The sequence below is a fragment of the Neorhizobium sp. JUb45 genome, from assembly GCF_004343585.1.
Taxonomy (GTDB): Bacteria; Pseudomonadota; Alphaproteobacteria; order Rhizobiales; family Rhizobiaceae; genus Neorhizobium.
In genome coordinates, this window is the sequence record NZ_SLYW01000001.1 from 31,474 (window position 1) to 45,421 (window position 13,948).

A 13,948-nucleotide genomic window follows, 5' to 3' on the forward strand; every position below is an offset into this window, starting at 1 on the left:
AGGGTGCATGAAATCCGGTAACCTGACGCCATCGCTGGAGCCGGCCCTTTCGCCAGCCGGCGACGCGCTGCCGATCATCGATCAGGCCGAGGTGGAGCCGCGCTTTCGCGCCGTCGTTGCCCGCAATGGCGAGCGGCGGGGTATCCGGCTGGAGCAGATATACTGGGAAGGCCTGAGCCGCATGTCGGCGGCGGGCAAGGTCACCACCGGTGATCTCGTCGAATATACCGCCGTGCAATTGCCGCAGCCCGGCAACCTGACCTCGCTCTTGCGGGTGATGAGCCTGAAATGGGCGCTCGGACGTCTGGCCTCGGTGGAAGACATTTCCTCGATGGACAATCTCAATGCGCTGGTACAGGCCTCGCCTTCGCCCACCGTCGTGCTGACGCGCGACAAGCGCATCCATCTGTTCAACGAGGCGTTTCTCTCCATGCTGCGGCAGCGGCTGGTGATCGACGAATTCGCGCAGCTGATGAAGACCCTCAAGTTCTCTGTCGATACCCATATCGACGACGCCATGGAAACGCTGCAGGCCAAGCGCGGCAAGACGCTGAATACCGGCTTTTCGATCTCCTGCGGCAAGCAGAGCATTACCGGCCAGATCAACCTGGCGCTGGCACCGGCGCATGAAAAGCCGATGCTGGTGGGCTATATCTCGCGCTTCTGATTTTGCAACACGATGGTGTCCCGAACTAAAGGGCGGAGGGTTTATTCTGGCTTTGCCATATCTTGCATAGAGGCGCGGACATCGGGGTTGTTTCCGTATCGCCAGACAGCGAGCCATTCCAGAAAGTTCAAGATTCCAAGGAAGGAAAAGGCCGTTATGGCGATCGCGGCCGAGGCTTTTCCCTCGGCGTAATATGAATATAGATTGCTGATTGACTGCGCACTTATCCAGACGACATAAGCGCTGAATATCCATGAAAATACTGTCGCAAACTGTTTCGGAAGCAGCTGTTTTTTGAAAGCATAACCAAAGATCGCGCCGCAAGAGATTATGGTGATCGTGGTGTTGAGAGATTTCCAGAACGAAGCTGGCTCCGATTGCGTTATGGCCATGCCACCAAATGTTGCAGCGATCGTCATGACTGCGAATATTTTCCAGAGTACCTGAACCATCGATAGTCACCTCAAGCGCCGGATGGAATAACTGCCTTCTCGCCCTCTGTAAATGACCGGAAGGATAGCGTCTTGCTGATCAGTTCACGCCCGCGCCCGGCGCGATCTTTTCCATCGAGGTGATGGCGCTGGCGATCTGCTTCTGGCGCTGCGAGCCGTGCAGAAATCCCTTGCCATCGCGGATCGAATAGAGCGCCACGTAATCCGGCAGCTGGGTGTCCTGCAGAACCTGATTGCGGACATTGTCGAGGATGAAGTGGCGACCGGACACTTCCACCGACAGGACGGCGTGATAGAGGCGGCGCTTCTGGTCGAACAGTGCCACGATGCTCATCGCCGCCGGATCGAACCCTTCCGCGCGCAGGGCCGCCATTTTCAGGATGGCAAAATCCTCGCAATCGCCCTGGCCGCGGGACAGCGTCTCGCTTGGCGTCGCCCAGTGGTCGGCAACACCATTGGTTTCCATGTCGGAGCGATAGGTGATCGCCGTGTTGACGGCGGCGTTGACGGCGTTGAGCTTGTCGCGCAGTGAGCCTTGAGCCGCGCTTGCCTGCTGGATGGTGGCGAGCGCCGGTGCGCAGGTCTTACCGCGGCAGGTGATGGCGGTGCCCTTCTCCATCTCGTCCAGCGAGGGGCTGAGCTTTTTCAGCGCCGCCAGGCGTTTGAATGGAACGGCAACCGTTTCGAAGGCGGCAGCAGTCGGGCCGCTGCGGGTTTGTGCCGGAAGGTTGGCCGGCTTGATCGCCACCTGCATGACCGGGGCAGTATCGACCGGTGCCGGAATTTTTGCGGCTGCGGTGTTCTGTGCGGCAATGGCGGAGGCGAAATCGGTTGTCAGCCTTGCCACGGAGGCGAAGACGGCAAGCGATTGCGGGAAGTAATTTTGCGCGCTCTCCGTCAGAAAGGAGATTGGCGGGAATGTCTTCGGAGATACTTGCGAATCTGCGGCATAAGCTTGCGATGTGATCAAAGTCGACACCATTGCGCAAGCAATAAAGGCCATTTTTTTATTATTGTTATGAGCCATTGTTGTCTCTCCTGTTGGAATAAGACTAGCAATCGGCTCTGAATTTCTGGTTCGTAAGCGTGGATACTAATGGTGCAACATTATTGCGAGAAATTGCGTAAAATTTTTCGTATTTATATTGTTGCTTGTTAAGCGGTTTTACCTGCGCTAGCATGTGTAAGTTGCAGCCAACAAGGCCATGCCGGTCCGGTACAGATGCGTTTCATCAGTCTCCCTTTTCTTTCGCGTGGTCCGGTTTCTGCAATCTGCAGGCCATTCCCGATCGTGTCCGTTGTCCGGCTTCTGAAGGTCGGTGCGCTGGTTGCCGGCGTGATGGCGCTTTCGTCCTGCGAGACGGAAACGATTGGCGCCAAGATGGCCAATGACAAGGCGCTGAAGCCGCCGCCGACGGCGGTGGAAGAGACATTCGGGCGCGGATCGACCGAGATTACCCTGCTGCTGGCCAAGTCCCAGAGCGGTTATTACGAGGGCGTTTCAAAGGATATCCGCGACGGTGCGGCGCTGGCGATCCGCGAACTCGATGAAGCCGGAGCGATGAAGATCAAGGTGGTGGATGTGGCTGCCGGTCCTTCATCCGTGCCGGCTGCGATTTCTGCCGCCAACAGCCGTAGTTCCGGTCTGCTGCTTTCCTTTGCGCCGCAGGCGACGATCTCGGCGATTGCCGCATCGGCGCCCGACCAGCGTCCGCCGCTGGTCAATCTCGGTCCGGCTGTTTCGGGGGCAAAGGTTTTCAATTTCGGCTTCGACGAGGTTTCCAGCGCTGCCAGAGGCGTGCGCCGGGTGATCGCGGGCGGCCAGAAGAAGATCGTGGTACTGGCGCCGGCCAATCTGGGTGTTTCGGAAGAGGCGGGTCTGAAATCCGCGATCGGTCAGGCCGGCGGGACGGTGACGGGTGTGATCCGTTATGATGCGGGTGCTGTTTCCGATCTGCTGGCGCGCAGCAAGCCGATGCTCGATGCCGCCAATGCCGCTGTGGTGATGGGTGACGGCAATGCGGTCGGTGCCGTGCTGCGGGCTTTGCGGGCGACATCCGCCTCGCTGCCTGTCGTCGGCACCAGCCATTGGCCGACCAGCGTCTATGGCGATCCGTCTGCCGCGAATGTCCTCATCGCCACCGCCGATCCGGATGCCATGCGCACGGTCGGCGCACGTTACGAGGCGGCCTATAAACGGCCGTTCTCCATCCATGCCGCTTTGGGTTATGACAGTATCGCCATGACGGCAGGCATCGTCAGGAGTGCCGGTTCGGCGGTGATCACCTCGGAAGCACTGACCAGCAAGACCGGCTTTCGTGGCGTGACCGGACTGTTCCGGCTGACGCCGAACGGGGCGATCGAGCGCCGGCTGGGTATCTACAAGGTCGAGGGCGGGCGGTTGGTTTCCGTCGAGGCAACGGCCGAAAGCTTCTAAAACGCAGGCGGCCCGCCGGCTGCGTTCGATGGCTTATTTGCGGATGTTGTCCGGTGATGGGAGGTGGATCGGCAGGTGCTGAACACTGCTGTTCCGATCTGTTGTATTTCTTATAAAGTTTGCTCTCAAGTAGAGCCGATGAAGGCGTTTGTGTTGCGCGGAGCAACGAAACCGCCATCTGCTTTAACAAATGATATGATACATTAACGTAAATCTTGGCTTGGCGGTGCCGACTCCGATATTGTGTGTTGACAACCCCCGCCTGCCGTTCTGTATCTGTCGCACCGACTCGCACTGGCACCAGGGGAAGGTAAGAGGACACACCGCGGGTTCAATCCGGGTGTTTGTCTCTGGGGTGCCTCAGAGGCAAGAAGTCACAAAGGGGAGTTTTCCAATGAAACGCGCGCTTATCGCCGCACTCGCACTGGCTGCATTGCCAATGCTTCCGACCGTCGCTGCCGCCAAGACCTTCGTATTCTGCTCGGAAGGTTCGCCGGAAGGTTTCGATCCGGGTCTCTACACCGCCGGCACGACCTTCGACGCATCGGCGCATCCGATCTACAACCGCCTTCTCGAGTTCAAGCCCGGCACGACGCAGCCGGAAGCCGCTCTCGCCGAGAGCTGGGAAATTTCCGCAGATGGTACGGTCTACACGTTCAAGCTCCGCAAGGGCGTAAAGTTCCAGACCACCGAATTCTTCACGCCGACGCGTGAACTGAATGCCGACGACGTCCTCTTCTCCATCGGTCGCCAGATCGACGAAAAGAACGCCTGGAACAAGTATGTCACCGGCGGCACCTGGGAATATGCCGATGGCATGGGCTTCCCCAAGCTGATCAAGTCGATCGAAAAGGTCGATGACCTGACCGTCAAGGTCACGCTGACCCGTTCGGAAGCACCGTTCCTGGCCAACCTTGCCATGCCGTTCGCGTCGATCCTGTCCAAGGAATACGCCGACAGCCTCGAAAAGGCCGGCACCAAGGAACAGCTGAACCAGAACCCGGTCGGCACCGGCCCGTTCTCCTTCGTCGCCTACCAGCAGGATGCCATCATCCGCTACAAGAAGAATGCCGATTTCTGGGGCACCGCTCCGAAGATCGATGATCTCGTCTTCGCGATCACCACCGACGCTGCCGTTCGTTATCAGAAGCTCAAGGCCGGCGAATGCCACCTGATGCCTTACCCGAACGCTGCCGACGTGCAGGCCATGAAGGCTGACGAGAACCTGCAGGTTCTGGAGCAGGAAGGCCTCAATATCGCCTACCTCGCCTACAACACGACCCAGGCTCCGTTCGACAAGCCGGAAGTTCGTATCGCTCTCAACAAGGCGATCAACAAGCCGGCAATCGTTGATGCCGTCTTCCAGGGCATGGCAACACCTGCCACCAACCCGATCCCGCCGACCATGTGGTCCTACAATAACGATATCAAGGACGACACGTACGACCTCGACGCCGCCAAGAAGATGCTGGCTGACGCCGGCGTCAAGGACCTGTCCATGAAGGTCTGGGCGATGCCGGTTTCGCGTCCGTACATGCTGAATGCACGTCGCGCCGCTGAAATCATCCAGGACGACTTTGCCAAGATCGGCGTCAAGGTCGAGATCGTTTCCTACGAATGGGCAGAATACCTGTCGCGTTCGAAGGACAAGAACCGTGACGGCGCTGCCATCATGGGCTGGACCGGCGACAACGGCGATCCGGACAACTTCCTCGACACCCTGCTCGGCTGCGATGCCGTCGGCGGCAACAACCGCGCGCAGTGGTGCAACCAGGAATTCGACGCCCTCGTGAAGAAGGCCAAGTCGACGTCCGACCAGGAAGAGCGCAGCAAGCTTTATGAGCAGGCACAGGTCATCTTCAAAAAGGATGCACCCTGGGGCACGATCGACCACTCGCTGGCCGTCGTTCCGATGCGCAAGGGCGTGACCGGCTTCACCCAGAGCCCGCTCGGCGACTTCACCTTCGAAGCAGTCGATATCGCCGAGTAATCGGACAGCATCACAACTTTTTGCCGCAGGAGACATTGCGTTTCCTGCGGCATTTTCTTATGAGATGCCCAAAAATACGGCGGTGACGCCGAATTGGTCTGATGCATGGCTTGACAAAAATCATGAATCTGGCCCGCCCCTTTTCCGCAAAGGCTTAAAATGTTTGGCTTCCTTCTGCGGCGCCTCGCCGTCCTGATCCCGACGTTCATCGGGGTCTCCATCATCGCGTTCTCGTTCATCCGTCTTCTTCCGGGCGATCCGGTCGCGCTGCTTTCGGGCGAACGCGTCATGTCGCCGGAGCGCCATGCGCAGATTTCCGCGCAGCTCGGCATGGACCGGCCGATGGTCATCCAGTATTTCGATTATCTCGGCGGCGTTCTGACCGGTGACTTCGGCACCTCGATCGTTTCCAAGAAGCCGGTGCTCGACCAGTTCCTGACGCTGTTTCCAGCGACGGTCGAGCTTTCCTTCTGCGCCATCATCATCGCCATCGCACTGGGCATTCCGGCCGGCATCATTGCCGCCGTCAAGCGCGGGTCGATCTTCGACCAGGGCCTGATGGGCATCGCGCTGGTCGGTTATTCGATGCCGATCTTCTGGTGGGGCCTGCTGCTGATCATCCTGTTCTCCGGCATCCTGCAATGGTTCCCGGTGACGGGCCGCATCTCGCTGATGTTCTATTTCCCGCAGGTCACCGGCTTCATGCTGATCGATAGCCTGATCTCCGGCCAGAAGGGCGCATTTGCCTCGGCGCTCAGCCATCTGGCGCTGCCGTCGATCGTGCTGTCCACCATTCCGTTGGCCGTCATCGCCCGCCAGACGCGGTCTGCCATGCTGGAAGTTCTGTCCGAAGATTACGTCCGCACCGCCCGCGCAAAAGGTCTGTCGCCGTTCCGCGTCATCGGTGTTCATGCGCTGCGCAATGCGATGATCCCGGTCGTCACCACGGTCGGCCTGCAGGTTGGTGTCATGCTGGCCGGCGCCATCCTGACCGAGACGATCTTTTCCTGGCCGGGCATCGGCAAGTGGATCCTCGATAGCGTCTTCCGTCGCGACTATGCCGTTATCCAGGGAGGCCTGCTGCTGATCGCTGCGATCATCATGACGGTGAACCTGATCGTCGACCTTCTCTACGGTCTCCTCAACCCGCGCATTCGCCACTAAGAAGGAGCAAAATCCCATGGCCGACGCCACCATTACACAGAAGGCTGCGGAGCCCGTCTCCACCGCCCAGATGCGCCGCCAGATGCTCAAGGAGTTCTGGTTCTATTTTTCCGAAAACCGCGGTGCCGTCATCGGCCTCTACGTTTTCGTCGCGCTGGTTTTCGTTGCGGTCTTCGCTTCGGTGCTGGCACCCCATTCGCCGTTCGAACAGTATCGTGATGCCGTGCTGAAGCCGCCGGCATGGGTTGCAGGCGGTAGCTGGACCTATGTTCTCGGCACCGATCCGATCGGTCGCGACATTCTTTCGCGCCTGATCTACGGCGCCCAGTATTCGCTGTTCGTCGGCCTCGTCGTCACCACGCTGTCGCTGGTTGCCGGTATCGTCGTCGGCGTCATCGCCGGTTATTATCGCGGTTGGGTCGATACCGTCATCATGCGCCTGATGGACATGATCTTGGCCATCCCGTCGCTGCTGCTGGCGCTGGTGCTCGTCACCATTCTCGGTGCCGGTCTCAACAGCGCGATGATCGCCATCGCGGTGACCCTGCAGCCGCATTTCGTGCGCCTGACCCGTGCCGCCGTGATGGCCGAAAAGTCGCGTGACTACGTGACCGCCGCCCGCATCGCCGGTGCAAGCCCGCTGCGTCTGATGTTCCGCACCATCCTGCCGAACTGCACCGCACCGCTGATCGTTCAGGCAACGATGTCGTTCTCCAATGCCATCCTCGATCTGGCCGCTCTCGGCTTCCTCGGCATGGGCGTGCAGCCGCCGTCTCCCGAATGGGGCACGATGCTGGCCGAAGCTCGCGAATTCATCCTGCGCGCCTGGTGGGTCGTCACCTTCCCGGGCCTTGCAATCCTCATCACCGTTCTTGCCATCAACCTGATGGGCGACGGCCTGCGCGATGCGCTTGATCCGAAGCTGAAGAGGTCCTGATCATGTCGCTCTTACAAATCGACAATCTCACCGTCGAATTCGAAACCTCGACCGGCTGGTTCCGCGCCGTCGATGGCGTTTCGGTTTCCGTCGACAATGCCGAAGTGCTTGCCATCGTCGGTGAATCCGGCTCCGGCAAGTCTGTTTCGATGCTGGCCGTGATGGGTCTTCTGCCGGCAACGGCCAAGATCACCGCCGACCGCATGCTGTTCGAAGGGCAGGATATCCAGAAGCTTAGCGGCTCCGAACGCCGCAAGCTGATCGGCAAGGATATCGCAATGATCTTCCAGGAGCCCGTTGCCAGCCTCAACCCGTGCTTCACGGTGGGTTTCCAGATCGAGGAAGTGCTGCGCATTCACCTCGGGCTGGACAAAAAGGCCCGCCGCGCCCGCGCCATCGAGCTGTTCAAGCTGGTTGGCCTGCCTAACCCGGAAGAGCGCCTCAACGCCTATCCGCACCAGATGTCCGGTGGCCAGTGCCAGCGCGTGATGATCGCCATCGCGATCGCTTGCGACCCGAAACTGCTGATCGCCGACGAGCCGACCACCGCGCTCGACGTGACCATCCAGAAGCAGATCCTCGACCTGATCATGGACCTGCAGGCACGCACCGGCATGGGCCTGATCATGATCACCCATGACATGGGCGTTGTGGCCGAGACCGCCGACCGTGTGGTCGTGCAGTACAAGGGCCGCAAGATGGAGGAGGCCGACGTGCTTTCCCTCTTCGAAAACCCGCAGAGCAATTATACCAAGGCGCTGCTGGCTGCCCTGCCTGAAAATGCCACTGGCGACCGCCTGACCACGGTTTCCGACTTCTTCGACGGCAATCCGGAACCGGCACCTACTGCCAGTGCGACGGGAGTGAATGCATGAGCACCGATACCATGCTCGAAGTGCGCGACATCAAGCGCGATTACGAACTGCCGGGCGGCTTCATGAAGCCGAAAAAGACCATCCATGCGGTGAAGGGCGTTTCCTTCAAGCTGGAGCGCGGCAAGACGCTGGCAATCGTCGGCGAAAGTGGCTGCGGCAAGTCCACGCTGGCGCGGATGATCACCTTCATCGACGAGCCGACGGCGGGCGACCTGATCATCGACGGCCAGAAGATGGACACGCGTCCGGGTCATCTGACCTCGGAAATGCGCCAGAAGGTGCAGATCGTCTTCCAGAACCCTTACGGTTCGCTCAACCCGCGTCAGAAGATCGGCGATGTTCTGGGCGAGCCGCTGCTGATCAACACCGACATGTCGGCAAACGATCGCCGTGACCGCGCCACCGAAATGCTGATCAAGGTCGGCCTCGGCCCGGAACACTATAACCGTTATCCGCACATGTTCTCCGGCGGTCAGCGCCAGCGCATCGCCATTGCGCGCGCGCTGATGATGAACCCGAAGCTGTTGGTGCTGGACGAGCCTGTTTCGGCGCTCGACCTTTCGGTTCAGGCACAGGTTCTGAACCTGCTGGCCGACCTGCAGGACGAGTTCAACCTCACCTATGTGTTCATCAGCCACGACTTGTCCGTCGTGCGTTACATCGCCGACGAGGTGATGGTGATGTATTTCGGCGAGGCGGTCGAATACGGCACGCGCGACGAGGTGTTTTCGGCGCCGAAGCACGAATACACGCAGACCCTGTTCAAGGCGACGCCGAAGGCTGATGTGGAATCGATCCGGGCACGTGTCGCCGCGAAGAAGGCGGCGAGTGCTGCCTGATGCAGGGTCGTCATCCTCGGGTCAGGCTCGAGGATGACCACCGAGAGAGATGAGATATTGAAAAAGGCGCTGCGGAGACATCCGCAGCGCCTTTTTCATTGGGTCTTGTCTAGCTGCTTACAACAAACCGAACTTCTTCAGCGTCTCGCCAATTTTCGCATCCTGCTCTGCATTCGGCAGCAAAGCCGGCTGGCGGCTGGCGCCGACGGAACTATCCTGCAGATAGAGCGCGCGCTTGACCATGGCCGGTGGGAAACCGTGCTGGTAGAGGTCGGTGCGGAAGGCCGTGTAGATGTCCTGCTGACGTTCGGCTTCAGCAATATTGCCCGAGTTGAAGCCACCGACGATGCCGGCGAGGACGTCCGGCATGGCATTGCCGAGACCGGAAATGCAGCCGGCAGCGCCGTTCTGCAACGACCACAGGACCAGATGGTCCGGGCCGGAATAGACTTCGAAACCTTCGACCTCTTTCGAGACCTGCAGGTAGGCCGCAAGCGTTTCCTGCGCGCCGCCCGAGTCCTTGATGCCGGCGATGTTGCCATGGGTGGCCAGTTTTCGCGCAGTTTCCGGCTCGATGTGGTTCTGGGTGCGGGCCGGGATGTCGTAGAGATAGACCGGCGTTTTGACGGCGTCTGCGACGGTGGAGAAATGGCGGATCAGGCCGTCCTGCGTGCAGGCGATGAAGAAGGGCGTGATGACGGCGATGCCGGTGACGCCGATACGGTCGAATTCCTTGGCCAGCTGCAGCGTTTCGAACGTGGCGGGCATGCCGGCATTGACGATGACATCGACCTTGCCGCCGACTTCATCGACAACTTCCTCGAGAAGCTTGACCTTTTCGCCAAAGGTGAGTGCGGAGAAATCGCCGTTGGTGCCGGCGCACATGATGTTGTTGCCGGCCGCCACCTGACGGCGCACCTGCGCGCGGGTCGCTTCGTAATTGATCGTTTCGTCGTCGTTGAAGCATGTCACGATCGCGACAAAGGCTTTCTTGGTCATCATTCTACTCCGGTATCAATCAAATCAGGATGCTGTTGCCAGACGGGCGTTGCGGTTTGCGGCCTGCACGTCCGGGTCGGGATCAAGGCTGGCGGCGAGAAGCGCCTGGGTATAGGGTTTTTGCGGGTTGTCGAAGACCTGCGTAACAGTGCCGAATTCGACCACTTCGCCCTTCTGCATGACCATCACGTAATCGGCGAAATCGCGCACCAGCGGCAGGTCGTGGGCGATGAAGATGAAGGCGATGCCCATTTCCTTGCGCAGCTTGTCGAGAAGCTTGATCACCTGCGCCTGTACCGAAACGTCGAGCGCCGAGACGGCCTCGTCGCAGACGATCAGCTTTGGTTCGAGCGCCAGTGCGCGGGCAATGGCGATACGCTGGCGCTGGCCACCGGAAAACTGGTGCGGGTAACGGCCCATATGTTCCGGCGACAGGCCGACCTGATCGAGCAGTTCGGCAGCACGCACGCGCCACTTGGCCTTGGGCAGGATTTCCGGGTGGATGACCCAGGCCTCCGAAATCAGCTGGTAAACCGTCATGCGCGGGTTGAGCGACTGGGTGGGGTCCTGAAACACCATCTGCAGGTCGCGGCGCAGCTTGAACAGATCGCCCGGCGACATGGTGAAAAGGTCCTTGCCCTTCCATTCCGCGGTGCCGCCATCGGCTTCCTCGAGGCGCAGGAGGATGCGGGCGAGGGTGGATTTGCCCGAGCCGCTTTCACCGACGACGGCAACGGTCTCGCCTGCCTTGAGGTCGAAGGAGACGCCTTTCAAAGCTTCGAAGCCGCCGTAGAATTTCTTGGCATTCTTGACGCTGAGGATGGGCTCGCCTGACGTCGCCGGTTCGTGCATGTCGCCCTTGCCGGGGGCGGCGGCGATCAGCTTTTTGGTATAGGCATGCTGCGGGTTGCGATAGACGTCGCGCACCGTGCCGCTTTCGACCAGCTGACCCTTTTCCATCACAACGACGCGGTCGGCGACTTCGGAAACGACGCCGAGATCGTGGGTGATGATCAGCACGCCCATGCCGGTTTCACGCTGCAATTCCTTGAGGAGAAGCAGCACTTCCGCCTGCACCGTCACGTCGAGCGCAGTGGTCGGTTCGTCGGCGATCAGCAGATCGGGTTTGAGCGCAAGCGCCATGGCGATCATGACACGCTGGCGCTGGCCGCCGGAAAATTCGTGCGGGTATTTGTCGAGCGCCTTTTCCGGCTCCGGCAGGGCGACGCGCTTGAACAGGCGCAGGGCTTCGGCCTGGGCTTCGCTATTGCCCTTGCCGTGGGTTTTCAATGCCTCGCGCATCTGCCAGCCGACCGTATAAACCGGGTTCAGGTGGCTGAGCGGGTCCTGAAAGATCATGGCGATGCGGCGGCCGTTGACCTCGCGACGGGCCTCGCTGCTCATCTTGAACAGATCCTTGCCGTCGAGCAGGATTTCGCCCGACGCGATTTTTCCGGGCGGCATGTCGATCAGGTTCATGATCGCCGAGGACGAGACCGACTTGCCGGAGCCGCTCTCGCCGAGAATGGCGAGCGTTTCGCCACGGTCGAGATGATAGGAGATGTTGCGCACGGCGTGGACGGTGCCGGTGGCGGTGTGAAAATCGACCGAGAGGTTGCGGACTTCGAGAAGATGATCAGCCATTTTTCGGTCCTTTCATTTCCAGGCGCCAGCGCTGGACGGGGTCGAGCGCGATACGCAGCCAGTTGGACAGAAGGTTGAGCGAGAGGGTGGTGAGAATGATGGCCAGGCCCGGCCAGAAGGATAGCCACCACGCGTTTGTGAGGTACTGGCGACCCTGAGAGATCATCAGGCCCCAGGTGATTTCCGGCGGCTGGATGCCGATGCCGAGGAAGGAAAGCGCACTTTCGGCCAGCATGACATAGGCAAAATCGAGCGTGGCAAGCGTCGTCAGCGTCGGCAACACCACCGGCAGGATGTGACGGAACAGGATGCGTTTCGACGATGCGCCCATGACGCGGGCCGCCTGTACGAACATGCGGCTCTTGATTTCCAGAACTTCCGCTCGGGTGGTGCGCAGATAGACCGGAATACGGGTGATCGACAGGACCAGCATCAGGTTGAGGATGGAAGAGCCGAGGATATAAAGCACGATCACCGCGACCAGCAGCGATGGGAAGGACATGATGACGTCTGCGAGACGCATGATGATCTGGCTGGTGCGTTCCGACGCGAAGCCGGCGATCAGGCCGAGCAGGGTGCCGATGACAGCCGAGATCAGCACGGCGCCGGCGGCAACCATGATGGTGTTCTGGGTGGCGACGATGATGCGCGGCCAGAGCGGGCGGCCAAGTGCATCGGCACCGAGCCACATGAACCATTCGCGGTCGAACATGAAAGGCGCGAGGTTGCGGCCGCGCAGGTTCTGCTTGGTGGCGAGATCATCGAGCAGGGTGGGGCCGATGATGGCCATGATGATGACGAAGACGAGGAAGATGGCGGCACAGAGGGCGAACTTGTCGGCCCAGAGCATCCGCGCCATGCGCACGACGGCGCTCGGCTCCTCGGCAACGGTTTCCTTGGCGGTGGGTGTGGATTGAATGGCCATGGTCATATCGATCCTCAGTAGCGGATGCGCGGGTCGAGCAGGGCATAGGCCATGTCGATCACGAGGTTCATGAGGAAGATGGCGAAAGCGGTGACGAGGATCGCCGCCAGCACGACGTTGAAGTCACGCTGCAGGATGCTGTCGATCATCAGCTTGCCGACGCCGGGGAAACCAAAAATGGTTTCGATGACGACGGCGCCGTTCAAGAGGCTGGCCGCCTGGTCGCCGATGACGGTGATGACCGGCAGCATGGCGTTGCGCAGCGCGTGAACGAAGATGATCGGGCCGGATTTGACGCCCTTGGCGCGGGCCGTCTTCACGTAGGCCGAGGAGAGGGCCGAGATCATCGAGCCGCGCACCACCTGAACGATAATGCCGAAGGGGCGCACGAACAGCACGCAGATCGGCAGGATCCAGTGCGACAGCGAGCCGGTGCCGGAGGTCGGCAGCCAGGAGAGCTGGATGGCGAAGACGACGATGGCGACGATGGCGAGCCAGAAATCCGGCACGGAGGCGCCGATCAGCGAGACCATCGAGGAAAAGCGGTCGAAGAAGCCGCCGGTGCGGAAGGCGGCGAGCGAGCCGACGACGATGGCGCAGACGGTGACCAGCGTCATGGTGATGACGGCGAGCCAGAGCGTCCAGGTGAAGGCTTCGAGCACGACATCAAGGGCAGGGCGGGCCTTGCGCAGGCTCTCGCCGAGATCGCCGGTGACGACATTGCCGACATACTGGCCGAACTGCACGAGAAGCGGCTGATCAAGGCCATGAAGGGCGCGGAACTCTGCCTTCATTTCGGCGGAGGCTTCGACGGGAAGGAAGAGCGATGCCGGGTCGCCCGTCAGACGGGACAGGAAGAAGACCATGACCAGCAGCCCGATGAGCGAGATGAGACTGGCGAAGGCGCGCTTGCGGATAAAACTGAGCATGGTGACCTCGATCTTGCTGGAATGGACGGCCGCGAAACCGTCGTCCATTTCGCTTCGATTGGGGCGATCCCGGCCCTGTCGGTGCAGGAT

The 13,948-nt window shown here is 60.4% G+C and carries 13 protein-coding genes; 7 read left to right on the plus strand and 6 right to left on the minus strand.

Annotated features, from left to right (window positions below):
- Positions 1-7: 7 nt before the first annotated feature.
- Positions 8-667, plus strand: coding sequence for a ribbon-helix-helix domain-containing protein (locus EDF70_RS00090; RefSeq protein ID WP_132271232.1), 660 nt, complete (start codon positions 8-10; stop codon positions 665-667).
- A 41-nt stretch (positions 668-708) separates the two neighbouring features.
- Here the strand turns inward: EDF70_RS00090 and EDF70_RS00095 are convergent, their stop codons facing one another.
- Both EDF70_RS00095 and EDF70_RS00100 read right to left on the minus strand, forming a co-directional pair.
- Positions 709-1,119: a hypothetical protein gene (locus EDF70_RS00095; protein WP_132271233.1), complete on the minus strand. Its 411-nt coding sequence runs from the start codon at positions 1,117-1,119 to the stop codon at positions 709-711.
- 79 nt (positions 1,120-1,198) lie between these two features.
- Positions 1,199-2,089, minus strand: coding sequence for a transglutaminase-like cysteine peptidase (locus EDF70_RS00100; RefSeq protein WP_245518964.1), 891 nt, complete (start codon positions 2,087-2,089; stop codon positions 1,199-1,201).
- A gap of 321 nt (positions 2,090-2,410) precedes the next feature.
- Here EDF70_RS00100 and EDF70_RS00105 point away from each other — a divergent pair, with 321 nt between their 5' ends.
- The 6 genes from EDF70_RS00105 (at position 2,411) to EDF70_RS00130 (ending at position 9,361) form a co-directional block, all read left to right on the plus strand.
- Positions 2,411-3,556 carry a hypothetical protein gene (locus EDF70_RS00105; RefSeq protein WP_132271235.1) on the plus strand — a complete coding sequence of 382 codons (1,146 nt, stop codon included), beginning with the start codon at positions 2,411-2,413 and terminating at the stop codon, positions 3,554-3,556.
- A 394-nt stretch (positions 3,557-3,950) separates the two neighbouring features.
- Positions 3,951-5,546, plus strand: coding sequence for an ABC transporter substrate-binding protein (locus EDF70_RS00110; RefSeq protein WP_132271236.1), 1,596 nt, complete (start codon positions 3,951-3,953; stop codon positions 5,544-5,546).
- A 159-nt stretch (positions 5,547-5,705) separates the two neighbouring features.
- Positions 5,706-6,710, plus strand: a complete 1,005-nt coding sequence (locus EDF70_RS00115) for an ABC transporter permease subunit (RefSeq protein ID WP_132271237.1) — start codon at positions 5,706-5,708, stop codon at positions 6,708-6,710.
- A gap of 16 nt (positions 6,711-6,726) precedes the next feature.
- Entirely contained in the window at positions 6,727-7,647 is a 921-nt protein-coding gene (locus tag EDF70_RS00120; RefSeq protein ID WP_132271238.1) for an ABC transporter permease subunit, read from the plus strand.
- A gap of 2 nt (positions 7,648-7,649) precedes the next feature.
- Complete coding sequence (locus EDF70_RS00125; RefSeq protein ID WP_132271239.1) at positions 7,650-8,522, plus strand: ABC transporter ATP-binding protein; 873 nt, start codon at positions 7,650-7,652, stop codon at positions 8,520-8,522.
- Positions 8,519-9,361: a dipeptide ABC transporter ATP-binding protein gene (locus tag EDF70_RS00130; RefSeq protein WP_132271240.1), complete on the plus strand. Its 843-nt coding sequence runs from the start codon at positions 8,519-8,521 to the stop codon at positions 9,359-9,361. The genes EDF70_RS00125 and EDF70_RS00130 overlap by 4 nt, the downstream gene beginning before the upstream one ends.
- Positions 9,362-9,478: 117 nt before the next feature.
- Here EDF70_RS00130 and EDF70_RS00135 read toward each other — a convergent pair whose 3' ends face one another.
- From EDF70_RS00135 to EDF70_RS00150, 4 genes are read right to left on the minus strand one after another with little or no spacing between them, the layout of a single operon-like run.
- Positions 9,479-10,360: a dihydrodipicolinate synthase family protein gene (locus EDF70_RS00135; protein ID WP_132271241.1), complete on the minus strand. Its 882-nt coding sequence runs from the start codon at positions 10,358-10,360 to the stop codon at positions 9,479-9,481.
- Between the two features lie 24 nt (positions 10,361-10,384).
- Positions 10,385-12,004, minus strand: a complete 1,620-nt coding sequence (locus EDF70_RS00140) for an ABC transporter ATP-binding protein (protein WP_132271242.1) — start codon at positions 12,002-12,004, stop codon at positions 10,385-10,387.
- Positions 11,997-12,929 carry an ABC transporter permease gene (locus tag EDF70_RS00145; RefSeq protein ID WP_132271243.1) on the minus strand — a complete coding sequence of 311 codons (933 nt, stop codon included), beginning with the start codon at positions 12,927-12,929 and terminating at the stop codon, positions 11,997-11,999. The genes EDF70_RS00140 and EDF70_RS00145 overlap by 8 nt, the downstream gene beginning before the upstream one ends.
- Before the next feature lie 14 nt (positions 12,930-12,943).
- Positions 12,944-13,858, minus strand: coding sequence for an ABC transporter permease (locus EDF70_RS00150; RefSeq protein ID WP_132272499.1), 915 nt, complete (start codon positions 13,856-13,858; stop codon positions 12,944-12,946).
- Positions 13,859-13,948 lie beyond the last annotated feature (90 nt).